The 24,561-nt window shown below is 45.6% G+C and carries 25 protein-coding genes; 13 read left to right on the top strand and 12 right to left on the bottom strand.

Going from position 1 to position 24,561, the window contains the following annotated elements; all coding sequences use genetic code 11:
- Positions 1–83 precede the first annotated feature (83 nt).
- On the bottom strand, positions 84–884 hold the full coding sequence (nagB, locus tag VFDL14_RS00870; protein ID WP_032553615.1) for a glucosamine-6-phosphate deaminase: 801 nt from the start codon (positions 882–884) through the stop codon (positions 84–86).
- A gap of 464 nt (positions 885–1,348) precedes the next feature.
- Positions 1,349–1,702, bottom strand: coding sequence for a DUF413 domain-containing protein (locus tag VFDL14_RS00875; RefSeq protein WP_032553614.1), 354 nt, complete (start codon positions 1,700–1,702; stop codon positions 1,349–1,351).
- 156 nt (positions 1,703–1,858) lie between these two features.
- Between VFDL14_RS00875 and VFDL14_RS00880 the strand changes: the two genes are divergently transcribed.
- Entirely contained in the window at positions 1,859–2,749 is an 891-nt protein-coding gene (locus VFDL14_RS00880; protein WP_032553613.1) for a LysR family transcriptional regulator, read from the top strand.
- 112 nt (positions 2,750–2,861) lie between these two features.
- Here the strand turns inward: VFDL14_RS00880 and VFDL14_RS00885 are convergent, their stop codons facing one another.
- On the bottom strand, positions 2,862–3,065 hold the full coding sequence (locus VFDL14_RS00885; RefSeq protein WP_032553612.1) for a hypothetical protein: 204 nt from the start codon (positions 3,063–3,065) through the stop codon (positions 2,862–2,864).
- A gap of 230 nt (positions 3,066–3,295) precedes the next feature.
- Here VFDL14_RS00885 and VFDL14_RS00890 point away from each other — a divergent pair, with 230 nt between their 5' ends.
- From VFDL14_RS00890 to VFDL14_RS0123560, 3 genes are all read left to right on the top strand, one after another.
- A complete protein-coding gene (locus VFDL14_RS00890) occupies positions 3,296–4,732 on the top strand; it encodes a DNA-3-methyladenine glycosylase 2 family protein (protein ID WP_050487503.1) in 1,437 nt (478 codons plus the stop codon).
- Positions 4,725–5,210 carry a methylated-DNA--[protein]-cysteine S-methyltransferase gene (locus VFDL14_RS00895; protein WP_032553611.1) on the top strand — a complete coding sequence of 162 codons (486 nt, stop codon included), beginning with the start codon at positions 4,725–4,727 and terminating at the stop codon, positions 5,208–5,210. The genes VFDL14_RS00890 and VFDL14_RS00895 overlap by 8 nt, the downstream gene beginning before the upstream one ends.
- Positions 5,211–5,299: 89 nt before the next feature.
- Complete coding sequence (locus VFDL14_RS0123560; protein WP_032553610.1) at positions 5,300–5,671, top strand: hypothetical protein; 372 nt, start codon at positions 5,300–5,302, stop codon at positions 5,669–5,671.
- A gap of 94 nt (positions 5,672–5,765) precedes the next feature.
- Here VFDL14_RS0123560 and nhaD read toward each other — a convergent pair whose 3' ends face one another.
- Positions 5,766–7,202, bottom strand: coding sequence for a sodium:proton antiporter NhaD (nhaD, locus tag VFDL14_RS00900; protein WP_032553609.1), 1,437 nt, complete (start codon positions 7,200–7,202; stop codon positions 5,766–5,768).
- Between the two features lie 463 nt (positions 7,203–7,665).
- Complete coding sequence (locus tag VFDL14_RS24795; RefSeq protein WP_167332362.1) at positions 7,666–7,836, bottom strand: hypothetical protein; 171 nt, start codon at positions 7,834–7,836, stop codon at positions 7,666–7,668.
- A gap of 530 nt (positions 7,837–8,366) precedes the next feature.
- Between VFDL14_RS24795 and VFDL14_RS00905 the strand changes: the two genes are divergently transcribed.
- The 4 genes from VFDL14_RS00905 (at position 8,367) to VFDL14_RS00920 (ending at position 11,205) form a co-directional block, all read left to right on the top strand.
- Positions 8,367–9,104: a nucleoside recognition domain-containing protein gene (locus tag VFDL14_RS00905; protein ID WP_032553607.1), complete on the top strand. Its 738-nt coding sequence runs from the start codon at positions 8,367–8,369 to the stop codon at positions 9,102–9,104.
- On the top strand, positions 9,104–9,571 hold the full coding sequence (locus VFDL14_RS00910) for a YjiG family protein (protein WP_032553605.1): 468 nt from the start codon (positions 9,104–9,106) through the stop codon (positions 9,569–9,571). Before VFDL14_RS00905 ends, VFDL14_RS00910 begins: the two co-directional genes overlap by 1 nt.
- A 708-nt stretch (positions 9,572–10,279) precedes the next feature.
- Positions 10,280–10,666: an MAPEG family protein gene (locus VFDL14_RS00915; protein WP_032553604.1), complete on the top strand. Its 387-nt coding sequence runs from the start codon at positions 10,280–10,282 to the stop codon at positions 10,664–10,666.
- An 8-nt stretch (positions 10,667–10,674) separates the two neighbouring features.
- Entirely contained in the window at positions 10,675–11,205 is a 531-nt protein-coding gene (locus VFDL14_RS00920) for a hypothetical protein (protein ID WP_032553602.1), read from the top strand.
- A 42-nt stretch (positions 11,206–11,247) separates the two neighbouring features.
- On the opposite strand, the gene VFDL14_RS00925 is transcribed toward VFDL14_RS00920, so the two are convergent.
- Complete coding sequence (locus VFDL14_RS00925; protein ID WP_032553600.1) at positions 11,248–11,874, bottom strand: START domain-containing protein; 627 nt, start codon at positions 11,872–11,874, stop codon at positions 11,248–11,250.
- 139 nt (positions 11,875–12,013) lie between these two features.
- On the bottom strand, positions 12,014–12,871 hold the full coding sequence (locus VFDL14_RS00930) for a DUF2608 domain-containing protein (protein ID WP_032553599.1): 858 nt from the start codon (positions 12,869–12,871) through the stop codon (positions 12,014–12,016).
- A gap of 330 nt (positions 12,872–13,201) precedes the next feature.
- Between VFDL14_RS00930 and VFDL14_RS00935 the strand changes: the two genes are divergently transcribed.
- Complete coding sequence (locus VFDL14_RS00935) at positions 13,202–14,686, top strand: bifunctional NUDIX hydrolase/phosphatase PAP2 family protein (RefSeq protein ID WP_032553598.1); 1,485 nt, start codon at positions 13,202–13,204, stop codon at positions 14,684–14,686.
- Positions 14,687–14,779: 93 nt separating this feature from the next.
- On the opposite strand, the gene VFDL14_RS00940 is transcribed toward VFDL14_RS00935, so the two are convergent.
- Positions 14,780–15,256 carry a YHS domain-containing (seleno)protein gene (locus VFDL14_RS00940; protein ID WP_032553596.1) on the bottom strand — a complete coding sequence of 159 codons (477 nt, stop codon included), beginning with the start codon at positions 15,254–15,256 and terminating at the stop codon, positions 14,780–14,782.
- A gap of 110 nt (positions 15,257–15,366) precedes the next feature.
- Between VFDL14_RS00940 and VFDL14_RS00945 the strand changes: the two genes are divergently transcribed.
- Positions 15,367–16,191, top strand: a complete 825-nt coding sequence (locus tag VFDL14_RS00945) for an AraC family transcriptional regulator (protein ID WP_032553593.1) — start codon at positions 15,367–15,369, stop codon at positions 16,189–16,191.
- Between the two features lie 84 nt (positions 16,192–16,275).
- Here the strand turns inward: VFDL14_RS00945 and VFDL14_RS00950 are convergent, their stop codons facing one another.
- Together VFDL14_RS00950 and VFDL14_RS00955 are read right to left on the bottom strand one after the other, a co-directional pair.
- Positions 16,276–17,316, bottom strand: a complete 1,041-nt coding sequence (locus VFDL14_RS00950; protein ID WP_032553592.1) for an acyltransferase — start codon at positions 17,314–17,316, stop codon at positions 16,276–16,278.
- A 124-nt stretch (positions 17,317–17,440) separates the two neighbouring features.
- The gene (locus VFDL14_RS00955) at positions 17,441–18,397 is read right to left on the bottom strand and encodes an AEC family transporter (protein WP_032553590.1); all 957 of its coding nucleotides are present in this window, start codon (positions 18,395–18,397) and stop codon (positions 17,441–17,443) included.
- Positions 18,398–18,592: 195 nt separating this feature from the next.
- On the opposite strand from VFDL14_RS00955, the gene VFDL14_RS00960 reads away from it, so the two are divergent.
- Positions 18,593–19,204: a TetR/AcrR family transcriptional regulator gene (locus VFDL14_RS00960; RefSeq protein WP_032553870.1), complete on the top strand. Its 612-nt coding sequence runs from the start codon at positions 18,593–18,595 to the stop codon at positions 19,202–19,204.
- A 126-nt stretch (positions 19,205–19,330) separates the two neighbouring features.
- On the top strand, positions 19,331–20,176 hold the full coding sequence (locus VFDL14_RS00965; protein WP_032553589.1) for an alpha/beta hydrolase: 846 nt from the start codon (positions 19,331–19,333) through the stop codon (positions 20,174–20,176).
- Positions 20,177–20,299: 123 nt separating this feature from the next.
- Here VFDL14_RS00965 and VFDL14_RS00970 read toward each other — a convergent pair whose 3' ends face one another.
- Together VFDL14_RS00970 and VFDL14_RS00975 are read right to left on the bottom strand one after the other, a co-directional pair.
- A complete protein-coding gene (locus tag VFDL14_RS00970) occupies positions 20,300–22,840 on the bottom strand; it encodes a glycosyl hydrolase family 18 protein (protein WP_032553588.1) in 2,541 nt (846 codons plus the stop codon).
- A gap of 370 nt (positions 22,841–23,210) precedes the next feature.
- Entirely contained in the window at positions 23,211–23,675 is a 465-nt protein-coding gene (locus VFDL14_RS00975; protein ID WP_032553587.1) for a DUF2850 domain-containing protein, read from the bottom strand.
- 326 nt (positions 23,676–24,001) lie between these two features.
- Here VFDL14_RS00975 and VFDL14_RS00980 point away from each other — a divergent pair, with 326 nt between their 5' ends.
- The gene (locus VFDL14_RS00980; protein WP_032553586.1) at positions 24,002–24,283 is read left to right on the top strand and encodes a pyrimidine/purine nucleoside phosphorylase; all 282 of its coding nucleotides are present in this window, start codon (positions 24,002–24,004) and stop codon (positions 24,281–24,283) included.
- Positions 24,284–24,561: the final 278 nt, after the last annotated feature.

Below are 24,561 nucleotides of genomic sequence, written 5' to 3'. Positions count from 1 at the left end.
AGTTATCGATAGGCGTTACTTAGTGAAATAGCAGGCACAAAAAAAGCCACCGAAGTGGCTTTTTATTTCAATAAGACCTCAGATTATAGGTCTTGGATGTTCTCAGCTTCTAGCTCTTGGAAGTAGCGTAGAGTCTTAACTTTTAGCTCTTGTTGAGCTGGCTCATCAGCAACGATGATAGCTTTACGGTGCATTTGTAGCGCTGTAACAGTCCACATGTGGTTTACAGAACCTTCGATAGCAACTTGTAGTGCTTGTGCTTTGTTGTGACCCATAGTCAGGATCATTACTTCTTCAGCGTCTAGTAGAGTCGCAACACCGATAGTTAGTGCGTATTTTGGCACTTGGTTGATGTCGTTGTCGAAGAAGCGAGAGTTCGCGATGCGAGTCTCTTCAGTTAGCGTCTTGATACGAGTACGAGAAGCTAGAGAAGAACCTGGTTCGTTGAATGCGATGTGACCGTCGATGCCGATGCCGCCCATGAACAGGTTGATTTTACCGTAAGAACGGATTTTTTCTTCGTAAGCTGCACAGTGAGCGTCGATGTCTTCTGCTTGGCCGTCTAGTAGGTTGATGTTCTCTTCTTGAATATCAACGTGGTTGAAGAAGTTTGTGTACATGAAAGTACGGTAAGACTCAGGGTGGTTAGGATCGATACCTACGTACTCATCCATGTTGAAAGTAACAACGTTTTTAAAGCTAACTTCACCCGCGTTGTATAGCGCGATTAGCTCTTTGTAAGTCGTTAGTGGTGTGCCACCAGTAGGTAGACCAAGAACGAATGGACGATCAGCTGTTGGGTTGAATGCTTTGATTGCGTCAACGATGTGACGAGCTGCCCATTTACCTACTTGTGCCGCGTTGTTTAAAGGAATAAGTCTCATTTTTGTAGCCCCTAAGATAAATAATTTATAGTGTGCTGAAACATTAATTCGCATTATAAAATAAGTGATCTGTTTCTGCCATTGTTTTAGGTCAAATTTTTAGTTTTTTAATGATATCTGTGACAGTAAGTCTCAAAATTGCCCAATATGTATAGGGATATTTATCTTCGTTAAACAAGCTTCATCTGCTTGTCATAAAAGGAGTTTTTGATGGGGCTGTGAGCTGTGAATTAGTGTGTGGTTGGAGATATGAAAACGGTAAATTTTTTTGGATTGAAAATGGCGTTAATGAGCAGTGGATCTTGAAGGGAAAGCGTAAATGTGCAAAAGCCTGACAGCGAACTTACTAACGCTATCATTATGAAATTTATAAAAATATTGTAAAGGTAGCCTTATTCGCTACACTTGTAGAAGGTATGTTAGGAAGTAAGCTCAAGGCGTAAAAACACCTTGAGCTCAGAAGATTAATCTTCCAACACTAACTCGCTGTCGTACTCTTCTCTTGGCACTTCGCCACGTTTGCAGCCATTAAGAGTGTGGAAGCGACGACGCCCGCGAGCAAGCTGGATGTATTTCAACCAAACACGCTCTAACTTAGACTTCGCCTTGTGAGGGTGCGATAACACTTTCACAAAGTGTTTTTCTTCAGCATTGATCGGTGCAAGTTCACCGGATTCAAGTGCTAGCATGGTATCACCAAACAAGGTTAGGATTTCTTCTTCGACAAGAGTAAAATCACCTGACTTAGCAAACCCTCTTGGGAATTTATTGGTGTCATAAAAACGTTTTTTTCCGTGTCGGAATTCGGTCTCAGACATAACAGCCTCAGTAATGTGGTTGGATTGAAATTAGTGTTTTTGTTGCTCACGCGAAAATATTGTTAAAAGGCAAAAATGGAAAACAAAACGTTTTTGCCCTTACGATAAACAATCCTAGATCTGCTAGTTAGCAGATTTATTACAGAGATGTATTTGATGGATGTGAAAGTATTTAGAACCTTTCTAGAGGTTGCAAGGGTGCGCCATTTTGGTCGTGCCGCTGAAAACTTGTATTTAACTCAAGCGGCCGTGAGTGCCCGTATCAAGCAGCTTGAAGGCTATTTTGATACTCAGCTTTTTATACGCGATCGCAACAATATTAAGCTGACTTCCTCTGGCGAGCGTTTAATTGGTTATGCAGAAGTGATGGTCTCAACCCTTCAACAGGCTAAGTTTGAGCTCTCGTTGGAAAGTGGGAAAGCACTGCAATTAACCTTGGGTGGCACACCAAATATCTGGGATGCATACTTACAGAACTGTTTGAGTGTAGTGACAGACTCTTTCGGTGGTTACGGCTTTATGGCTGAAGTCATGGGCCGTGAGCAACTTAACCGTAATCTGCTAGAGCGCACGCTGGATATGGCTTTCGCGTTTGATCAGATTAAAGCTGAGGAGCTGAACTGCAAAAAGGTCGCGGATTTAGTTCTAGTCTTGGTGTCGACCGAGCCCGATGACCTTGAGAGCGTATTCCAAAACAAATATGTATATGTTGATTGGGGCACTCGCTTTGGTTCAGAACATGCTGAGCGTCATCCAAAAGTTCCCGCGCCTTACTTGCGTACGTCAACAGCGCGTATTGCTTTAGATTTTATCCTCGAAAAAGGTGGCAGTGCTTACCTACCAGTATCTTTGGTTGAACCGTTCATTGAATCAGGGCAGCTACACAAGGTGAAGGGTGTAGAAGATTGGTATCGTCCTATTTACCTGAGCTACCGCAAATCGAGCACCTCAGTGGATGCGATCATGCAGGTGGAAGAGTTGGTGAAAGAGATTGATCCATCGACAGCCTATACCCTGCAGCAAGCGGCAGACACTGTGCCTGAGTAACCATTGTTGATTGGTGAAAACGAGTATCAAGCTAAATACAAAGAAATAATGGCTCCCGATTGGGAGCCATTATAGTTTTAAGCCAGCGAAGGCGAGCGACACATGTGAGATGTCATAAATTCATTAAGTTCTCAATGGACTCTTCTAACGAGTGAGACATGTAAGAGTGGATTTGGTGACCGTCAGTGGCGTCGATCTCAATCATTGAGATGCCGCTCTGGGAAGTATCTTCGAGAAAGCCAAGAGATTGTTCGACAGACTGACAGGTGAGAACTTGCTTGTTCTTGAGAACAATGCGACAGGTGTGCAGATCCATAGCCAATTATTCCTTTTTATTCAGCCAGCCTCGGCATCTTAAGCGCCAAGTGACAGCTGTGACGTTGCGAGAGAAACCTTTCTTTCTTTTTAAGGGTAGTTGAACTATGTGAAAAGCAAATTAAAAAATTCAATTTAATGCAGATTCACTTCCGAAAATGGCTAGCGTTCGCTTCGCTTGTCGGTACACTTTAATGCATCACTTGACGTTATAGGTTTGAAGGTAGGCATATGGAAGGCAAGATTCATCAATACAGCGATCTCAGTAGTGCTCAGTGTCAACAAGCGCGCCTTGCTAGAGACGCTCGTTTTGATGGCCTGTTTTTTATTGCGGTGAAAACAACGGGTATATTCTGTCGTCCTATCTGCCCAGCGTCACCACCGAAAGAGCAAAACGTTGAGTATTTCTCGAACCAAGCACAGGCGTTGCAAGCGGGTTATCGCCCTTGTTTACGCTGCCGTCCAGATAGTGCCCCTTTTTCACCAGCATGGAAGGGCGTTGAGACCACTTTTCTGCGAGCGCAAAAGCTGATTGAAGAGGGCGGTTTAGCTGAGGGGAACAGCGTGGCGCTGTGTGCTCGCTTGGGCATCTCCGATCGTTATCTACGTAGCTTGTTTAGCAAATACATGGGCGTTTCACCTAAGCAGTACGCGATCTATAACCAGCTCATGTTCGCAAAGCAGCTACTTCACAACAGTCAGATGAGTATTACCGATATCGGGTTTGCTTGCGGATTTAATAGCACGCGCCGTTTCAATGATGCCTTTGTTAAGGTAATGAAGTTGTCGCCATCGCAGATCCGAAAGTCCGGATCTGACAACGCGACGACCAACACTGTGCGCTTACCAATTAAGGGTTCGATTAATTGGTCTCATATGCTGAACTTTTATCGCAAACGTATGATTGAGGGTGTTGAAGAAGTCGGTGAAGATTATTACCAACGCACAGTGACCATCAATGGAGCCACTGGCTGGTTTCGTATTCGCTGTGATAAAAATAGTAAACAAGCAGGCAGTGCTTTGGAGGTGGAGTTTGAGCTTAGCCAGATGAATCAGCTGCGCAATCTGATCCGCCAGATTCGTCGCATGTTTGATCTCGATGTCGACATCAATCGAGTGGAAGCGCACCTAGAAAATGTAGATTCTACTCTGATTAAAGAACCCGGCATTCGCATTCCAGGAGTATGGTCGCCTTGGGAAGCGGGCGTGCGTGCGATTTTAGGTCAGCAAGTATCGGTTAAAGCCGCTATCGGTCAGTTGAATTTATTGGCTAAACAGCTGTCACCGAAGGAAGGATTTCTCTACTTTCCAACCCCTGAACAAGTGTCGCAGGCAGACATCAGTTTTCTAAGAATGCCGCAGAGCCGCAAAGACACTTTGCACCGATTTGCGGCTTACATGATTGAAAACCAGCATCAACACCCAAGCAAATGGCTTGATCTGAAAGGGATTGGACCGTGGACAGTGCAATATGCATTGTTGAGAGGGTTGAGCGAACCGGACCACCTGCTCACTGGCGATTTGATCGTGAAGAAATTCATCGACCAACACGCCAATATCACAGCGAACAAAGTCTCACCATGGGGTAGCTATGCGACATTCCATTGCTGGAGCCATTTCTCAACTTCGCGGTTTAGTACTGAGGCGAGGATAAATAACAATGATTAAACGATTTACTTACTACAATAGCCCGCTGGGCATTGTGACGATTCAAGGCTGCGATGATGGGTTATTGGGTGTTTGGTTTGAAACTCATACCACTAAGCCAGAAGAGCTTGGCTTACAAGATGATGCGTTCCCGCTGTTTACAGAAACTAAACGCGAGCTCGATGACTATTTTTCTGGAAAACTGAACCATTTTTCCATACCTGTCGCGGCGGAGGGGACGCCATTTCAGCAGTCGGTTTGGCAAGCATTAATGCGTATTCCTTTCGGTGAAACATGGAGTTACCAGCAGCTTGCTGATGAGATTGGTAATCCTAAAGCGGTTAGAGCAGTGGGTTTGGCTAACGGAAAAAATCCAGTTTCCATCATAGTACCGTGTCATCGTGTGATCGGTAAAAATGGCAAACTAACAGGCTATGCTGGTGGTGTTGAGAGAAAGTCAGCGCTGCTGAAATTAGAAGGTAATCTATCAATAAGTTGAGTAAATGATCTTATTGTTTTCTGGTGTTTCTATAATTCCGTGCTTATCATTTACAAATTACGGAAGAAATATAAAAGCAGAAAACCTCTATGAACCGACAAATGATTACGGCGATTGGGTGTAGCAGCGTTTTATTGACTGGGTGTTTGAGCGAAACAACGAAACCATTTGAGGTCCCTCAATTGGTCCTTTTCAGCGGTATGTACGAAAACCCGGAGAATGAGAGTTATTTGATCTTTGAATCGGGTAAAGTGCGCTACCAAACCATGGATACCAGCGTTACACGCGACTACAGCGTAGATGACGACTTGATAAGCATCGAACTGAACTCAGCGAGCAGCAAAAGAGGACCTGGTTTGGTGATGCGTATTCATAATGATGGCAAAAAACTGACTTGTAACGGCTGTCCAGGCATGCAGCTGAGTAACGTTTGGACACGCGTGCCTGAATCAAAACAATAATCCGCCGAGTAGCCATTGAACTCGCTCGGCGATCATTTCTATTTCAAGCGCTTTATTGTGCCCTTTCCCTGCCAGTAACTGACCAAAGTGGACGTTAAAATAGGCTCGAGTTCATCGCGAGATGCACGGCAATACTCAGTGCATAACCAATTGCGATAACAGGCATCCATTTAAGATGACCAAAGAAGGTGTACTTGCCGTGTGCTGCGCCCATCAACGCCACACCTGCGGCGCTACCAATTGAAAGCAAGCTCCCTCCAACCCCTGCGGTTAATGTAATGAGAAGCCAGTTACCGATCGACATGGTCGGCTCCATAGAGAGCACCGCAAACATCACCGGAATGTTATCGACAATCGCAGACAGTACTCCCACCATAATATTGGCCCAAATTGGGTTCCATTGGCTGTACATGACGCCAGAAGCTAATTCTAAGTACCCGAGTAGGCTCAGGCCGCCAACACACATTACAACGCCATAGAAGAACAGCAGGGTGTCCCACTCGGCGTGCGAAACACGTCGGAATACATCAAAGGGGACCACTGAACCTAAACGCTTGAGTGCCGCTTCGTCGTGGTTAGCAATCGCAATTGCTTTCTTCTTGGCTAACGATTTAGGTAGGGTTTTGCGTAGGAAAAAGCCAAAGAACTGCAGGTAAGCTAATCCCATCATCATGCCGATCACTGGTGGGAAGTGAATTACAGCGTGGAAAGCCACGGCGGTTGCAATGGTCATGATGAACAGGAATACAATTCGTTTGGCACCGCGTTTAAGCTCCACGTGCTGGTGAACGGTGTCTGGCTGTGTGGTTGGAACAAAATAAGACATGATCAACGCTGGCGCGAGATAGTTGACCGCCGACGGAATGAACAGCGGCATAAACTCGGAGAAGCTCACGTAGCCTGCTTGCCAAACCATGAGTGTCGTAATGTCACCAAATGGGCTAAATGCGCCGCCCGCATTAGCTGCAATGACGATGTTAACGCAGGCGAGGTTAACAAACTTCGGATTCGAGCCTGCGACTTTGAGCACCACGGCACACATCAGCAACGCCGTGGTTAGGTTGTCGGCAATCGGAGAAATGAAGAACGACAGAATGCCCGTGAGCCAGAACAGTGAACGGTAGTTGAACCCTTTACCCACCATCCAAGCCTGCAGCGCATCAAACAGGCGACGCTCTTCCATGGCGCTGATATAAGTCATGGCCACCAATAAGAACAGTAGTAATTCGGCATATTCCAACAGGTTGTGCTCTAGTGCTTGCTGAGCCACTTCGATTTGTTGGTAATTTTGATAGGTTAAGCCAATCGCAATCCAGATAAGACCAGCCGCGAGGAGAACCGGTTTGGACTTTCTCAATTGAAGGTATTCTTCCATCATTACAAATACATAAGCGATGACGAAAATGGCAAGACACAGATAGCCGATGGAAGATTGCGTGAGGTTGAGCGAGTGAGCTGCGCCTACCTCACTGGCAAAAGATAAAGAGGGAAGAATCGCCAAGAAAAAGGCGAAAATCTTTGTGCCTGCCATAATTTACGCTCCATGCAATTAGCTGAATCAGTACGCGTAAAAGCGTAGACCCAATTATTCGAGCGTAGTGTGATAGAACTCTTAATAATTCAATTGGTTAATGTTTGAAGTCATAAAAAGAAAAAGCTCTATCAACGATGGTTGATAGAGCTTGATCTTAATCGCCACTACTAGGGCGTGTTGACCTTTCGTGGTTAAGTTTTGTTCGGATGGGGACGCCTAGTCAAAAGCGTTTTAGTCGCGGCGAGGGGGAAGTAGCCTAGTCATTCTAAGCAAATCCCCCTCAACAAAGAGTAAAACGCTTTTTGCGGGGGCGCCTAGCTCGAACCCTTCGGGCAGCGTTTGCTGGTCATTTCTACTGCGTTATCGGCTTTTCATGTAGGCCAGCTACACATCAAAACCTCTGCCTTGTAGAAATACCCAGCAACTCGCTGCAAAAATCAGCTCGAAAGATCAACACGCCCTATGCTGCGCTACATTCAAAGATAACGGCTTGCTCAACGGCACACACTTCTACTGGCCAGCCGTAAGACTGGTATTCTAGTGCAAGTTTGTCAGCAACAACGCGTGAAACGGTCGCACTGATCCACATGCCTTTACCCATTACTTGGTACTTTAATGTTCTCATTTCCATAACAACCACTGCTCTCTTTCCTTCCGATTGGCTGATCGCAGTCTATAGCAGCTATCAAGGCCGAAATTTCGCATTCAGCTCAGATCTTTTCTATTAAAGCTCAGGTTTTGTTGTGCCTAACTTACCTAGTTATTAGTATGAAATACTGTTGATTTTTGAACTAACATCACTAACTAAGTGACTGTATTTAATAACAAAGATAAATAGGGTGAAAATAAGCGTAAGAGATCTCTCACATCACTTTCAGAGATAATTAGAATGGGATGTTATATATTTTGAGGGATTGATATTTTTAGTGGGTGAATGTTGAGTTTTTGCGTTTTTACAAGGATTGGTTTTGTACTCTAAATATTAAATTATTAATGGTTCTAATGTCTATATTCAAAGCTTAATCACAGTTCTAAATGTTGCTTGTTTTGTGATTGGTAATATTATCGACTAATTGATTTTGGTCATTAATCTCTACTGCATAAGTTTGCACTATCTATACGTGTTCTGTTCCACATAAAACAAGATGTATAGAGGCGATTATGACTAATCCTGTTCAAACCGATCGCAAAGTGACGATTGGTTGTTATATAGCTCTCGCATTCGCGATAGTGTTCTTTTCCGGGCTGCTCAAATCTAACGAGTGGTATGGCGTTTTTGATTTTACTACTCTAAACGGTTCATTTGGCAAGGTCGCTTATGATGTTAGCGAGACGGCTGATGGCGTTCAAGCCGCGACAACTTCCTTGCGAGGTAAAGGCGGTAGCGGCGCGCGTGATGGCTTCATTTTTGCGTTAACTTTGATTCCTACCGTGATGTTCGCGCTAGGGATGATCAATGTTCTGGAACATTACGGCGCGTTAGATGCTGCACGTAAGCTGTTAACGCCTTTGCTGCGTCCACTGATGGGCATTCCGGGTAACTCAGGCTTGGCGCTAATCGCGTCTTTGCAAAGTACCGATGCTGGGGCGGCTATGACAAGGCAGCTCAAAGACGAAGGGCATCTGACCAAGCGTGAAACTGACGTCTTTACCATGTTCCAATTCACGGCGGGTGCTGCCATTGTGAACTTCTTCTCCTCTGGCGCCGTGCTCTTTACCCTAACCACTATAGATGGCTCACTTGCGGTCTCATCTTCTATCGGCCTTGCTGTTGCGGTGATGTTTGTCTTCAAGTTTGTCGGTGCCAACCTATTCCGTATTTACCTGAACATCACAGAAGGTAAAGAAGATAAATCGGACTCAAGTAAAAAACAGAATATGACTGAGGAGGCAGCGTAATGAGCGAAGTAAAAGCAAAGAAACCTATGGTGACGGATATTTTCGTTGAAGGCGCTAAAAAAGGCTGGGTGATCGCGACCACTTCGACGTTACCAAACGTGTTAATGGCGTTTGTGATCATCAAAGCGTTGCAAATCACTGGTGCACTCGATCTGATGGGCAGTGTGTTCGCCCCTATCATGGCTGTGTTCGGCCTGCCGGGTGAAGCCGCTGCAGTACTCATCGGAGCTTGGATGTCGATGGGTGGCGCTGTAGGCGTTGTGATTACCCTATTTGACCAAGGCATCTTAAATGGTACCCATATCGCGATCTTAGCTCCTGCGATCTACCTAATGGGCTCTCAGGTGCAGTACATGGGACGTATCATGGGGCCTATCGGTACTGAAGGGCGTTACATTCCAGTGATGATTGCTATCTCAGTTCTGAATGCGTTTGGCGCGATGTTAGTGATGAATGTGCTTTTGTAGCCAATTCATTTTTAGAGGCTGAAAGAGATTATCGACGGTTGAACACGATAAATAACGAAGTGCGACACTGGCGATGTTGCTTTGGTTTCTAAGATCCAGGTTTCTAAGATTCTGGTTTATAAGATATTGCTCTGGTCTCTAAAAAGATAAACCCCGCTTGGCTTTCACCAAACGGGGTCTGTTCTTTTTCGTAGCCGTCCTGCTACCAACGTTGTTTCTTATTTATATTTAAATAAGGTAACGTATGCTCCCTGCATCGTTCCTTGACTTGGTTAACTCCATTAACCTATCCAATTCATCGCCTTCCTAGCGGTGTCCTTGACCTTATCACCCTGATAAGCAACTCTTCCTAGAGTACAACTTCCTTGCTGATAACCTATCCTGTGTTATCAAATCTTCTTCCTGAAGATACCTAATCCGTTAGGCTTTTTCCTGTTCCTGCCAACTCCCTGTCGACAACTTAATTAAACACCCTAGTGACTTCACTCGCAATGGAGGAAATTTATAATTCAGCTCAATAAATAGAAAGAACTGTGCGCTGAACATTAGAAAACAATAAGTTGAGTTTGTTTTTTGAGTATATTCTGCGAAGCTTATTTGAGATCTCTCACAGCGGTTGTGAGAGATCTCTTACAAACTGACGAGCAAGCTTGGTACCTCTCTAAGTTGCTCATTATCTATTGTTATCGCTTAGGAAAAGGAAACACCATGGTTACAGCGTTATACGCCTCTTTACTCGCCCTTATTATGCTCTGGTTAGCCATTGAAGTGATCAAGCAGAGAAGGAAGAATCAGGTCGCCCATGCAGATGGTGGTGTTGAATCGCTGCAAATCGCTCGCTCTGCGCAGAGTAATGCGATGGACTATATCCCGATAACTGTGATTCTAATGGCATTGTTAGAGTTCAATGGTGCCAATGTGTGGTTGATTCATATTATCGGCATCGCTTTTATCGCTGGTCGTATTATTCACGGTAAAAGTATTCTGGCGCGTAGCCTGAAAGGCAGAAAGCGAGGCATGTATTTAACCTTTGGCAGCATGGTGTCTCTGGTTGTCCTAAACTTGATTTATCTTCCATTTGATAAACTCATGTAAGGATTGCCATGGCGTTACGCCTACCTCCACCATGGATGATTGTCTTAACTGGCTTGGTGCTCAATATTCTGGCCATTGTGGTGTCGAGTCTAGTGCTCGACAAAATGGTGGTTGAGCAGGCCCAATATCGTGAGCGTCAGCAGGGTAACATCTACTCTATTCAGCTGGCGTGGAACACCATAGAGACCTTGGAGCGTAAGCGCGAATCCATGCTGTTACACATGGACATCAGCACCTCATCCAACTCTGCGGTCACACCTGAGTTGGAGGAAGCAATGCGAGGTCAGCTAGGTGTGTGGGTCAGTGGGGATGTTCCTGAGATCACCGTCGAAAACCTTCCTGAGATCATGATGATGATTAATCAAGCTCAGCAATCTCAACGAACGCGCATTGACGATTTCTATCTTGATAATCTAACCCTATCTGAGCTTCTTCAGGCCCTTGAAGAGCAAATGACGTTATATAAAAACATCGCCCTGTTTCTGCAGATCTTTGGCTTGGCTTTGATTCTTGCTCGCGACTTGGCGAGGCGTAATTAAAGCAGTGGCTGGTAAGTTCTCTGACGAATGAAAAACAACACTCTATTGGCTCAAATTAGGGTGCTGTTTCCCTTGGTACTTTGGTAACTGATTTTTGAGTTTTTGAAAGGTGCTAAAGGCGTTGTTCGCCGACAAGCGATTCATTAACCAATCAGGTAGTATCCCACCTGCGTTTGCATAGGCGGTGTAGTTGATGTGTGTGAAACCGTTAGTGAGTGGCTGCAGAGTCCAGATAGCATCCACATCGCGAATACGAATATACCCAGATTCGTTTGCAAGGTAGTTCGACGCGTCTTTGATAGTCAGGGTAAATTGACCCTCTTCCACTTCGTATTTGGAGTAGGTAACCATGTCTCTATCACGGGCTGGCCAAGGGGCTTTGAATTGCGTATAGACAATGTTTTCGTTAGAAGAGATCTGCATCAGCACTTCACTGTGCGATACATTATCGATCCAGTTGGGCACATTGTCGCTGTCTTCAAGTAATAACAAAAATCCGGAGTAGCTGGTCTCGACTTGCATTTGAGCTCGTACTTCTACTAAGCCATTGCCGTGGTCGCGTTTATGGATTGTTATACCATCTTCACTTTTTACAAAAGTCCAAGGTGTGGCAAAAGCTAACGTTGAATAGGTGAAAAGGCCAACGGCAATGATCCGAAGTAGTGTCATTCTTCTTCCTGAAAAATAAAGACTTATTAAGGAAGAGTATAGGATAAACTTGGCTGGAATCGCGAGGGTTTGGTGGTAGCAGATAAAGAAAAAGGTCGTAGAGCTCCGCGCCCCACGACCCTAAATGTAGCGGTCTAGATTATTGCCCCAAACACGCTTCCCCAAGTCGAGCTGGGGCAATTTTATCAAGAACTACATTTAATTCTTTCCAATCACTGGCCATTTTGTCTGCCTGTTCTTGAGTCAGAACAGAGCCATATTGTTTCATACGATCGTGTTCCACTTTGGTGTAGTGGAAGATTGTCATGTCGACAGAAGCATCATCTTTATAGGCTTTTTCCATATTGACGATGTTCTTTTTGCTATCATCGATAAAGACAACACTGCTAAAGCTTTGGTCTGTCTTGTCTAGGATGTACTCCAGCATCGTGCCTTTGTTCATACCTGTCGTCATCATGATGCCGTTGATGTAGCTCAGAGGACGTTTTGGATTATCGATATAGATAGGTAGTTCGTCAGAGCCTTTCTCTTTCAATGCAGTACGTGTCATGTCGTATTGAGCACGAGCCATTTCACGTTCCGTTGCATAGCGGTAGTTTGGTGAGCGTGATGTCAGTGCCATCACAGTCAGACCTTTGTCTTGCCAACCTTTTACGGTTGCAGGTACGTCGTTTTCAATGATCTTCATTGGAACTAGTTCGTAAAGTAGACCGATAGAGTCTTCAAATAAACAGCCTACTTTGTCTTCCGCTGACGGTTTTACGTCTAATTTGCCGCGTTGCCATTGGTACCAAATGTCACCACCGATATCGCTTGTCGATGTAAGAAGCGTGTTGTCGATATCGATAACGATCAGCGGGCTTTCACCTTTCGCCGTCAGTTGACGGATTTTCTCTGCAACATCTTGGAATTTGTCTGTTTCTTTTACAGTAACGTCTGCATAAGCGTTACCAGCAATAGAGAGCGCACACAGAGCAGCGAGTTGTTTTAGTTTCATTATGTTTTCCTTTAACTCTAGTTCCCTTCCGAAAGGCACCACTGATAGCCTTAAATATTCGGAAGTTGTGAAATGTTATAACATAACAATCACGAATCGCTTCAGTATCAACAATTTTTGCAGTAAAAAACGTTGGTTCGATCACATTGGGATGGTTAGAAGGAAGGAAAACAGTGTTTTAAGTGCGCAAGCAATTAACCAATAGGAATGGTGAACAAGTTCCAATGTTGTTTTGGTTCAGAGAATAGAACTGATTCTTATTTTAACTGGATATTGAAGCAACAACATTCATAATGGCGGCCATAATATTACAATTATGGGCGCTTTATTTTGCAACATGCCTTACTGCCACTTTTAGTCTTCATCAGCGTACTCAGTTCGTCGGTCTTTGCTCAACAAAACCGAGACTCGCAACCGGTTAAGCCTTATCAACCTAAAGGCGCGACCTGTGTTATTCATAATGGAGAAGGTCAAGTCGTTCTGGTTCAAGATTACCTGACGCGCACGCTTTCTTTGCCAGGCGGGTATATCGATAGTGATGAGACTTTTCAAGCTGCCGCGAAACGAGAAACGTACGAAGAGACAGGAATAAACGTCGATGTGGGTGAGAAGCTTGATATAGACGACTATCGAGTTGTCTTTGCTTGTCAGCCCAAAGAGAGCATTGGTTATATAGAACCCGCTATCGAGAACCGTTTTGGTGCTGAAATCATCCCGGCTCTCAACTCCAAGCATTTTGGCAAAGAAATTCGTCAGGTTTATCTTGCTCCTTTAACGCCAGCCGTTGTCGATAAGTATCGTTATCCAACTGATATCGACGCTCTTAAATCTTGGAGCGACACGAATCACATCAGCACTTTCCATGTGCTTGATGACTTGACCGATGGAGCAAGTGAGTTACATGCCAAGCAATTGCCGCTTATGGGCTCTTTCCAAGTTTGGGTTAAGTCGATGCCTATCATTCCTAGCTTGCTCACTTTTGGTAATGGTTTAGGTGAAGGGGCATTCGCGGTTGGATTGCTGGTACTGTTGTTACTGCTGCTGCCTTTACGCTATGGTCTGACGTTTGCTTTTGCTTTGTTGGCGACGGCTTATTCGGTCAACCTCCTAAAAATGGGTTTCGCAATTCCACGTCCTTTCTATTTGCTTCCAAGTTTGCAGCAAGCCCAAGCCAGCGGATTTAGTTTTCCTAGCGGCCACACAACTCAAGCGGCGGCAGTGGTTGGGCTGTTACTTGGTTGGATAACAAAGCGAGGTGAGCAGCATGGCTATATCAGTTTAAGTACAGCGATAGTAAGTTGGTTTGCACTGTCGCTTCTTGCTGGCACTGCTAGGGTTTGGCTGGGTGTTCATTACCCAACAGACATTGTCGTTGGAATCGGCTTGGGCGGCTTGATTGCTGTGATATCGCTGAAGGTCTACCAGTTTAGATACGCTAATCAGAAGCGTTTAGTTGAATCAAAGCGTTTAGTTGAATCAAAGCGTTTGTGGCTGTTGCTATTGGTGGTCTATTTCTTTGGTACCTTGCAGTTGTTGCAACCCCTTTACGTGTTCTCATGGTTTGCTGCACTTGGGCTGTTCATTGCATTGTTGGTGCGTAGCGACCGATCGGAAACTTTGAAATTTAACCCTTGGCAACAGGTTATTGCTTCGATAGTCGGTGTTGCGGTCATTGTGGGAACGAGCCTGTCTTTAGTCTCGTCTGCAACAACCAGTATCGTGCTATTAGCCGTAAACGCACTGGCTATCTTGATTGGGATGTTCTGGATCTTGATTGGTGCACCTTATCTCACGCGACGCTTTAAGCGTGGATAAAGAGAGACGCTGATCGATATGGAGACAAAAAACGGAAGAGTCATACTCTTCCGTTTTTATTTAAGGGCAGGGAAGGGAAACGGTAGTGTTCTTTTAAAGCTTGCTAGCCTCAACGGTCTTGATAGTTGTCCAGTTGGTGTTGGCATCTTGAATAAAGACTTGAGTATCTTCCAACCAACGCTTTTGAACGGACTTATCTAAGTTCAAATAGAGCTTACCGTCTTCAATTTTCCATGCGTTAGGGTCTGTTTCGAATTTCTTACCCATTGCAACACCAAATGCACAGTAGCCGCCGTATTGTGGCGCATACGCTTGTGGATTTGCGCGGAATTGGTCGCGGTTGTCGCTGCTTGCAAACTGGTAAATGGCATTTTTATAAGTGGCCGTATATTCAGGTGAACCTTGTACTGCGCCTGCATCCGTAAAGTAGGCCACGGGATCATAACCTTTAATCGCCAAATCATTGCTATCGACGCTCATGTCGATGTCTGCTGCCATCACTGAAAAACTCGCGCCAATTAATGCTGCTGCAAGAGTGAATTTTTTACCTGCTGATTTGATAGGTGACATAGCGTATTCCTTGTCTCTGTTTGGTTAGCTTGTATGAATAAATTAGCGGGCTTGTCCGGTCTATAGAGAGACAAAAGACCTAAAAAGTAAGCGAATCGTTCGGAGATGCTATGGACCTGTTGTCACAACTGATGGAATATTTTTCGATACGCACTGGTGTGTTTTACTCCGGCCGTCTTTGCGGGGTGTCATCTTTTAATGGAGAGCAAGGCACACAGGGGCACTTGCATGTTTTGACCCGCGGGGAACTCGTGTTAGCCCGAAACGGCGGTGAGCCTAAACCGCTTTCTGAACCCTGTATTGTGTATCTACCCAACAACACCTCGCATGCAATAGAAGGCGTTGGGGAGGGAGCAGAATTGGTATGTGCTAACGTTGAGTATCGCTCCGGACAGACAAACCCACTGCTGTCTGCTCTGCCTGAGGTGATCGTGATTCCCTTTAAAAGTGCCCCGAATTTGAGCCATGTAATCGATGCGCTGTTTCGCGAGTCGACGCAGCAATCTTCGGGTCAGCAATATTTGATGGATAGGCTGAGTGATGCCTTAATGGCGCTGATTTTTCGACACCTCATAGAGGAACAGAAGATCAACAAAGGGGTCTTTTCGGCACTTGCTCACCCACGTCTAGCCTCCGTGGTTTCTGCTATACATCGGCTTCCTGCTCGTCACTATTCTGTGGCGGAGATGGCCTCTCTTGCTGCTATGTCTCGCACTCAGTTTATTGAAACATTCAAACGAGAAGTCGGGGATACTCCGGGGGATTATGTTCAGAAATGGCGAGTGTCCGTTGCTCAGTCGTTGTTGTTGCAAAATAAACCCATCAATTGGGTCGCTGATGAGGTGGGGTACACAAGCTATTCAGGGTTCTCACGCGCTTTCCAGCATGTGGCAGGTGTATCACCACGGCAATGGCTGAAAGAGAGTTTAGATTAACGATTAGTGTATTTGAAAAGGAAAACCCGCTCGTTGATTACAGTGAGCGGGTCTGTTTTTGAATAGGTTACACCAGACAATAAATCAGCGAAGCAGCACACGACGTAAAGGGCTTTTCTCAAGCGCGACGACTAAGCCGAAGCTGAGAATTATCGTCATGCTGTAAGTGAGAATATCTTTAGACAAGCCTGTAATACCGAGCATTCCGCAGATATTAAACATCACGATGATCAGCAGTAGGTGGCTCACATAAATACCAAGCATACGGCTGGAAATAGCCTGAATCCAACGCTTGTCACCAACGGTTGGGTTCGCGAGTAACCACATAAACACGCCGATGCCCCACAGCGCCGTGCCCGCTAAGAAATCATTGATATTGAATGCGACATCATATCTCATCAACCAAGTCGCTTCGCCAAAGTGGATTGCCATTCCTAAAACGGCCATCGCGATGGATTGCATCGAAGTGAGTCGCCAACTGTTTTGTCGAATCATAAAGCCAACGGCGACTAACAGTGTGCTAAAGAAAGGACCATTGCGTGTGAAAATCGGCGCTTCCAATTCAGTCAAAGGTGCGTAGCTACCCGCCAAGATACCGTAGAGGTATAACACCAGCGCCAAAGGCAAAATCGCTTTGGTTAGTTTCATTTCGATGAGTATTGCGAGAATCGCAACCGCGCAAATCAGGGCGGGGATGAACCATAAGTGCACTAAACCACCTTCAAATAGGCTATTCAGTGGTGTCGACATCAGGAAGCCCCAGTAGCCTTCTCGCTCAGCTAGGTAACCAGCTTCCATCACTTTACCGAGATTGAACGGCATCAGTAAGCTGATGACGCTCCAAGCTAACCAAACCTTGAGAAGAGGCTTGGAATAACTCGTCAATGTCTCCCATGGCGAGCGCATGAGCTTAGGTTGAATGAGGTAACCAGAAATTAGGAAGAACAGCGGAACTGCAAAACGAGCCGCTTGGTTGAGGGTATAACCTACCCATGGAACCTCATCGATTAATGCATAAGAGAGGGCCATTTGGCAGTGTAAGCCGATGATCGCCAAAATAGCCACGACACGGCCTAACTCTAGGCTGGCGATATGTGTAGTCGGTTTTGAACTAGCGGTAGACATAACAAGACTCTTAGAAAAATTTTCCAAGAAGTTAGCAGTGTTCTTGGGTTTTGCTCTAGCTTTAAATCAAAAGAAAGTGTGGTTTCTACCCAGTCAAAACCTGTTTATTTGAAGCGACTCGCAGCTATATTAATCCAGTTGCTTTTAAGGTGAATATACCCAGCGTGCAAGTGATTAGTGACATCACGGTTGTCAGTGCAATGATATTGGCAGCCAAGGTTGAATTTCCTCCCATTGCTCGCGCCATCACATAGCTAGCGGCGGCGGTTGGGGCTGCGCTCATCAGGAAGATCAGCCCGAGATCTTGCTCTTTAAAGCCAAAAAATAGCGCCGCGAGGGTAATGGTGAGTGGCGCCAGCACCAATTTATAGCTGGTGGCAAACCAAGTAGAGGCTTGGTCTTTCTTTAGAGATCCGATATCTAACGACCCACCAGTACATAGAAGTGCCAGTGGCAGCGTCATATTAGCAAAGTACTGACCAGCATCAGACACCATTTGGGGGACGGGAATCGATAACGCATAGAACACGACTCCGAGTGCGATGGCAATGATCAAAGGGTTCTTGGTCAGGGTTTTCACGATAACTTGTACCGCTTGTTGACCGGACTCTTGGCCTTTTGGCGTTAGGGCAACCACGGCTTGAATGTTGTAGAGCACAGTTAAAGAGGCGACATAAATCGCAGCCAGTGCAACGCCATCGTTACCGTAGATATTTGCCACATAGGCTAAACCTATGATGGCGGTGTTTGCTCTAAAGCCTCCTTGCACGATGACACCTTGATCTTTTGGCTCCGAAAAAGCTAAGCGAGTCGACAGCGTAGTAAATAGGAAGAATAGGAAGTTAGCGAGGACTCCGAATACCACCAACTTGCCGCTGGCAGCGAAGTCATGATCAGACTGAACGATACTTAAGAACAACATTGCAGGTAGGGTGACCTGAAAAACCACTTTTGATGCGACGTCGATAAAGTTCTCATTGATCAATCCAATGCGCTTGAGCATAACGCCGAGCACCAACATCAGGCAGATAGGCCCAGTGATCGAGGCGGAAAACGCGAATTGTTGCCAAAGAGAAGTCATGTGCAGTCCTTGCAGGAGGTGGAAAAAGAACAAATGTAGCGTTAAGCGACGATGAATTTAAACGCATTGAGTACTGTTGCATTTTTCCACAAATCGAAGTGACACAGAAATTAAATTTTGAACAGAACCAAATAATAATTGCAAAAAAGAACGAACGTGCTAAAAATAACAGGTCTCAATTTGATGTGATGAATGATGAGCAAAGGAAAAATTACTAAAGAGCATATTTTAAGTCATGCATTTGCCCTAGCGAGCGAGAATGGTTTGGAAAGTCTGACCATTGGCGAGCTGGCGAAGCAATGCGGCATGTCGAAAAGTGGTCTCTTTGCTCATTTCAATTCTAAAGAGAACATGCAGTTAGCGGTACTTGAATACTCGAATCAAGTGTTCACAGAGCGCGTGATCATGCCCGCTCGTGAGCTGGGTGATGGCGATATTGAGGCGAAACTCAAACAGTTACTCGACAACTGGCTTGGCTGGAACCACTCCTTTCAAGGCAGTTGTATGTTTATCGATGCATGGAAAGATGTAGGCAGTGACAAGTCGGTTATCCAACAAGCGTTGCAGAAAACCATCGCAGTCTGGATTGACTACCTGACGATTCAGATAACCAAAGCTATCGATAACCAGCAATTTCGAGCTGACTTAGAACCGAAACAGGCGATCTTTGAGTTGTATGGCTTGTATTTAAGCGCAAATTTGTTTTACTCGCTGCATGGTCAGGAGGCGAGCCACAGCCACTTTTGGAGTGGGGTAGAGCGCTTAATCGCGAGTTGGAAGCACGAAATCGTTACGGTAAGTCGTTAAAAAGAATACAGACAAACTGGCTCCCAATGTATGGGTGCCATTTTTTAGAATATCAAAAAGCACGGTCGTTCTTTTTCGGCTGAGCTAATAGGCCAACTCACTATAGAGTGGACAAAAGGAACGGTCATGAGTGACAAAATTTATTTCAACACCTCAACAAAATTCAGCATTAAACGTAGCTTGATTGGTGCGACAACTAACTTGCACTACATTCTTGCGCCAAGCCACGCTAAGAAAACCGCGCGTAAGCTGCTGCTAACGCCTGTGCGTTCAGAGCCGAAAAATAGTGAGCCACAAGGTTTGATTAAAGGTGAAGTTGCAACCCGCGACGGTGTGCTGAAAACCTATACACTTGGTAGTGGCCCGGTTTGGGTACTGACGCATGGTTGGTCGGGTACTGCGAGTCAGTTTTACCCTCTAATGGAACACATTGCGGCGAAAGGTTTTACCGCGCTTGCTTACGATCACCCTGCTCATGGTGGTAGTGATGGTGTTTATGGTCACATCCCTGCATTTGTGAACGGCTTGGAAGCGATTCTAGATACTCTCGAAGACGTTGCCGGTTTGGTTGGACACAGTATGGGTACCGCTTCGGCTCTGGAATGTAAACACGCGAAGCTTGAGAACAAACCACTGCTTCTGATAGCACCGGTACTGGATTACTTAGACAACTTGTTCGGCAGCGTGGCTCGTTCAGGTTACTCGATGAAGCTGTTTGAAGCGGTGGTGGGTGAAGTTGAAGAGCAGTTTAACTACCCGATCCAATCGGTTGACCCTTACGGTAAACTGGCGCTTCGCCAATCTAATACGATTATCGTGCATGATGAAAAAGATAAGTTCACCAAGTACTCAGTCTCTGAGCGCGCTGCAAACGAGATGGAGCGGGTGACTTTGGTGACCACACAAGGGCAAGGGCATGGTCGAGTGATGAAGTGTCCACAAGTCTTTGAAAGCTTCGACGCATTGATTTAATCGCGTCGCTCTAGATAAATGTTACGAAGAAGGCCAATCTGCAATGAGATTGGCCTTTGGTTTTAATTAGGCTTGGGTTTTAATTGAGCCTAGGTTTTAAATGATCATGGGTTTTCACTAATCTCAGTTAGCACAGCTTGCTGGGCCAATCTCTTTCCAAACACCCCATTGGCCAGATTGTGAAGGATCGTCTCCTTTCGTCCACCATTTCGCTTCCCAAAGTGTATTGCCTTGAGTTACTTGGTCGCCACCATTGTAGATAGTGTTTGCATCCCAAGCATTGCTACATGTGCCGCCGCCCGTTGTTTTCTTAAGAACCTTCACCGACGCTGAAGCCACAGAGGTTTCGGTTCCATCACTGACTGTAACCGAGAAGTTCAGCAGTGTGTCTTGAGTGTACTCAGCGGCAACGAAACTTACAGAGGCACCTTGAACCGTTGCGTTAAGCTCTGCGGGTACATCCCAAGTGAAGCTTAATGTATCGTTGTCCGCATCGGTTGATCCCGAAGCATCCACGACCACAACATCGCCAGCATTGACTTCAGCCGGTGCAGAGATAGCAGCGACCGGAGCTGTGTTCACTGGACCAGTATTCTTCGGTGTTACCGTCACAACCACAGTGTCTGTCGAAGTTGCGCCTTCGTTGTCCGTTACAGTAAGGCTAAAGGTGAGCGTCTCTTGTTGCGCCACTTCAGCAACATTGAAGCTTGCAACAGCGGCATTAGCGTTAGTCAGTGTTACTGCTGTACCGCTTACTTGAGACCAAGCGTAACTCGCAATGGTGCCATCGCTATCTTTTGAAGCGCTGCCATCTAGAGAAACAGAAGCTGGGCCTTCAACTGATTGGTCTGCACCCGCCGATGCGGTTGGTTTGCGGTTAACTGGGTCTGTCGTACCACCGGCTAAGCCTTCGTGCATCGCATTTAAGATATCGCCATTGTCTGCATCAATCTCCCAAGAGAAAAGACCGGCTAGGCCAAGGCTACGCACATAAGCCCCTTTCGCTTTCACAGAGCGGTCGTCATCAAAGGTGATCAGCTGACCTGAGGTACGATTCCAGACGTAAGGTGCTTCCGCTTGCTCGTCGTAGCCGTACTCAAAGCCATTAATGCCTTGATTGTTTGCCCCAAGCATATTGGCTTTAATGCCTTTGTAGTCGATAACGCCATCTTCCCAAACACCTTGTGCAGTGCTGCCCTTAAGCTTACCGTTACCCACGCCTGTCATTGGATCAGTCGGATCGCTCAGAGTTGATGGAAGTACGCCTTCCCAACCTCGACCATACATCGCTGTACCAACTACCAATTTGTTCGCAGGAACGCCTTGAGCCAGTAGTAACTGAATACCATTGTCTGTGGTGTAGGCTGGCCCTTTGTACGGTTCGCCATTTTCATCGATGCCACTGCCATCACACTGACCAGGACGCATGAAGTTGCCACAGTTGAGTGCAGTTTGATGACCTAGCACATTGTTCCAGCCGCCGTAGAAGTCGTAGGTCATTGCGAAGATGTAATCCATGTATTGAATCGCTTCGCCGTAGTTGACGTCTTCAATCTTGTCATAACCAACACCAATCGCAGATGTGAGCTCATAGGTACGGCCTGTTTCAGCTTCGAGCTCGTCTAGCATTGCGCGTAGCTCAGCCATTAAAGCAATGTAAGCAGGACCGTCGTTCACTGGGTCTCCCAAATCAGCGGCAGCACCGCCACCACCTGGGAATTCCCAGTCGATATCAACACCGTCGTAGAATTTCCATGTGTTTAAGAACTTTTTAACGGAAGCGACGAAAGTGTCTCGATTAGCTTTGGTCGTAAAATCAAAGAAAGGATCAGACAGAGTCCAGCCACCGATAGAAGGGATGATTTTCAGGTCTGGATTACGCTGTTTCAGAGCCATCATCATCGCGTAGTTGCCTTTGATAGGCGTGCTGTATTCATGGCCCGCTTGGTTAAAGCTTTTTTGGAATGCGGCCCAAGGATCGTGAATCACGACCTCATAATCATTCACGCCTTTACACGCTGTCATGAGCGCGTTGAAGCTGTTGCCACCGACGGATTTCACTGACTCGTTCGGACCACAGATTGGGATAAAGCCGTAGAGGATGTGGGTCAGATTATCAGCAGGTATGTTGTCGACAGTATAGTCTCGACCATAGATACCCCATTCAACAAAGTAAGTACCCACTACCGTATTAGGATCAGTGTTGTAAGTCTTATTGTTTGGGTCGATGTTCATAGCGAGTGGAGCAAGGTGAGAACCATCGGTATCGGCAATGGTGATTTGTGCTGGTGCACTTTTGCTACATCCTGTTGCATCACAAGCCTCAATTTCCATCTGATACAAGCCACCTTGGCCGTATTCAAATGACGCGGTGGTTTGACTGCCAGTGATCGCGCCCGCCGCCACTTTTACGCCATCAAAGTAGATGTTGTAAGTGTCGCCAGAGGTGCCACTCCATTGGTTAAACTTAACCGCGATCTTGGCTTTGTCGTGGTATTTAACCATGTCGTTGTAGCCAGAGGTTGTCTCCATCGCAAGTTCAATCTTAGAGAACTGCAGGTTATTAGAACCATACATATCAATGCTTGGTGCGGTAGGTGCGGCCAGTGCGGTGCCTGATAGCGCTAGTGCTATACCGGTCGCACACGTGTTTAAACGAATCATATTTTTCTCACTCCTTGAATGTGGTTGAAGTACACAGCGATCGTTAAATCGGTCGTTACTTCATGTCAGCCCCTAGGGTGGGGCGTCGAGTTCAGTATTCGAGAGAGTTTTAATTTCATAAGTGAAAATAAATCCGTTTTCGATGGACAACGAAAAAATCACAACTTGTTACAAAGTTGTTGCGCAGTGGGTGAGAGGTCGAGTCCATGTTTTATAAAATTATTACAGCTAGTGGAAAAGTCTCATAGGTGAGCTTTTACGACACGACGTGATGCAATATTTTGAAGTTACATGTTTTTATGTTGAAAAATGGAAGTGATGTGGTGTTTTTGAAAGCTACTTATTTCTAAGTGCTAAACGGAAAAATGGCTTATTTACTGAATTGTTCGGCCAAAGATGCGCGTCTTTGCTGCACGGCGCTGCTGTTTAGAGGGATAGCCGTGTGCTCATAGCCTTCTTTCACAAACTGTTGTGTTGGAATCTCGGGTACTAGACGTTTCAATTGCGGTGAATTGAAGGTACCACTTATCGCATACACGGTTTCGCCTGATCCGGTATTGATGGTGATGGTTTTGCCATTGAACTTGAAGTTGGTACTGATCAGGCGATGGTTCATGACCACACCTTGCTCAGATAGAGAGAGAATATCGGTGTCATAAGGGGGCGCACCTACCTCAATCCATGTGCCGTAGACATTACTCGGATCGATAAACTTCTGATGAGTTTGATAAGCGGTATAACTGGCAAAGACGGCTGCGATAAGTCCGATCAATAAAAGCAGATAAAACAGCGCCTGAGTCAATAAGTCCCTGCTTTTCGAATCCTTTTGTCCCATTTTGATGGCTGTTTCCTTCATCTACCAAAGGACGATTTTATTTATTGAATACTCAGTTTGCAATCAAAGTTGTCAAAGTTAGAAGCAGGATCGACATTGTGAAGCAAACTCACACTTCGAGTTAGCAGCCGTTTGCTTCAAGCTAAAACCAGTTTGATACCTAAGACGATACTGGTACGAGTTGATTGAACACTCAAAAGCACTAACTTATGACGATTAATTGCTTGTAGGAAACGGGTGAATTAGTTAAAACAATCAAGCACGTAAATTTGGTGATGAGGCATTTGATAAGCTCACGCCGTTCTGAATAAAGACAAGGAAGTACAATGATTAAAGAAAATACCTATTTCGATGGTGGCGTTAAGTCTCTTGGTTTTTCACAAGAAGGTGAAGACGTTAGTGTAGGTGTGATGCAAGCGGGTGAGTTTACGTTTGGTACCGCTGCCCCAGAAAGAATGACAGTAGTAAAAGGTGCGCTAACGATTAAACGTGTTGGTGAAGACGATTGGTCGACGTTTAAATCCGGTGATTCATTTGAAGTGGCGGGTGACTCTTCGTTCGACGTTAAGGTAGCAGAAGCAACAGCTTACCTTTGTGAGTACCTCTAACGCTATTGGTTACTGAGCTCTCTTAACGACCAAGAAAAAAGCCACGCTTTAAGTGAGCGTGGCGAATCAGTGAACGATATTCTTGGCAGTGGATAACGTCACGTTTTAGCTGTCTTCTAGGGCGTGTTGACCTTTCGTGGTTGAATTTTGTTCGAGATAAAAGCGTTTTAATCGCGGCGAGGGAGAAGTAGCCTAGTCATACTAAGCAAATCTCTCTCAACAAAGAGTAAAACGCTTTTAGCCGAACCCTTCGGGCAGCGTTTGCTGGTCATTTCTAC

The sequence above is a fragment of the Vibrio fortis genome, assembly GCF_000695685.1.
Taxonomy (GTDB): Bacteria; Pseudomonadota; Gammaproteobacteria; order Enterobacterales; family Vibrionaceae; genus Vibrio; species Vibrio fortis_A.
Note: the sequence above shows the minus strand (reverse complement) of the source record. Positions and strands in the feature narration are given on the sequence as shown.

Bases quoted from the DNA above. Each gene is read 5' to 3' on its own strand.
- nagB (WP_032553615.1), bottom strand. From the start codon at position 884: ATGAGACTTATTCCTTTAAACAACGCGGCACAAGTAGGTAAATGGGCA.
- VFDL14_RS00875 (WP_032553614.1), bottom strand. From the start codon at position 1,702: ATGTCTGAGACCGAATTCCGACACGGAAAAAAACGTTTTTATGACACC.
- VFDL14_RS00880 (WP_032553613.1), top strand. From the start codon at position 1,859: ATGGATGTGAAAGTATTTAGAACCTTTCTAGAGGTTGCAAGGGTGCGC.
- VFDL14_RS00885 (WP_032553612.1), bottom strand. From the start codon at position 3,065: ATGGATCTGCACACCTGTCGCATTGTTCTCAAGAACAAGCAAGTTCTC.
- VFDL14_RS00890 (WP_050487503.1), top strand. From the start codon at position 3,296: ATGGAAGGCAAGATTCATCAATACAGCGATCTCAGTAGTGCTCAGTGT.
- VFDL14_RS00895 (WP_032553611.1), top strand. From the start codon at position 4,725: ATGATTAAACGATTTACTTACTACAATAGCCCGCTGGGCATTGTGACG.
- VFDL14_RS0123560 (WP_032553610.1), top strand. From the start codon at position 5,300: ATGAACCGACAAATGATTACGGCGATTGGGTGTAGCAGCGTTTTATTG.
- nhaD (WP_032553609.1), bottom strand. From the start codon at position 7,202: ATGGCAGGCACAAAGATTTTCGCCTTTTTCTTGGCGATTCTTCCCTCT.
- VFDL14_RS24795 (WP_167332362.1), bottom strand. From the start codon at position 7,836: ATGGAAATGAGAACATTAAAGTACCAAGTAATGGGTAAAGGCATGTGG.
- VFDL14_RS00905 (WP_032553607.1), top strand. From the start codon at position 8,367: ATGACTAATCCTGTTCAAACCGATCGCAAAGTGACGATTGGTTGTTAT.
- VFDL14_RS00910 (WP_032553605.1), top strand. From the start codon at position 9,104: ATGAGCGAAGTAAAAGCAAAGAAACCTATGGTGACGGATATTTTCGTT.
- VFDL14_RS00915 (WP_032553604.1), top strand. From the start codon at position 10,280: ATGGTTACAGCGTTATACGCCTCTTTACTCGCCCTTATTATGCTCTGG.
- VFDL14_RS00920 (WP_032553602.1), top strand. From the start codon at position 10,675: ATGGCGTTACGCCTACCTCCACCATGGATGATTGTCTTAACTGGCTTG.
- VFDL14_RS00925 (WP_032553600.1), bottom strand. From the start codon at position 11,874: ATGACACTACTTCGGATCATTGCCGTTGGCCTTTTCACCTATTCAACG.
- VFDL14_RS00930 (WP_032553599.1), bottom strand. From the start codon at position 12,871: ATGAAACTAAAACAACTCGCTGCTCTGTGTGCGCTCTCTATTGCTGGT.
- VFDL14_RS00940 (WP_032553596.1), bottom strand. From the start codon at position 15,256: ATGTCACCTATCAAATCAGCAGGTAAAAAATTCACTCTTGCAGCAGCA.
- VFDL14_RS00945 (WP_032553593.1), top strand. From the start codon at position 15,367: ATGGACCTGTTGTCACAACTGATGGAATATTTTTCGATACGCACTGGT.
- VFDL14_RS00950 (WP_032553592.1), bottom strand. From the start codon at position 17,316: ATGTCTACCGCTAGTTCAAAACCGACTACACATATCGCCAGCCTAGAG.
- VFDL14_RS00955 (WP_032553590.1), bottom strand. From the start codon at position 18,397: ATGACTTCTCTTTGGCAACAATTCGCGTTTTCCGCCTCGATCACTGGG.
- VFDL14_RS00960 (WP_032553870.1), top strand. From the start codon at position 18,593: ATGAGCAAAGGAAAAATTACTAAAGAGCATATTTTAAGTCATGCATTT.
- VFDL14_RS00965 (WP_032553589.1), top strand. From the start codon at position 19,331: ATGAGTGACAAAATTTATTTCAACACCTCAACAAAATTCAGCATTAAA.
- VFDL14_RS00970 (WP_032553588.1), bottom strand. From the start codon at position 22,840: ATGATTCGTTTAAACACGTGTGCGACCGGTATAGCACTAGCGCTATCA.
- VFDL14_RS00975 (WP_032553587.1), bottom strand. From the start codon at position 23,675: ATGGGACAAAAGGATTCGAAAAGCAGGGACTTATTGACTCAGGCGCTG.
- VFDL14_RS00980 (WP_032553586.1), top strand. From the start codon at position 24,002: ATGATTAAAGAAAATACCTATTTCGATGGTGGCGTTAAGTCTCTTGGT.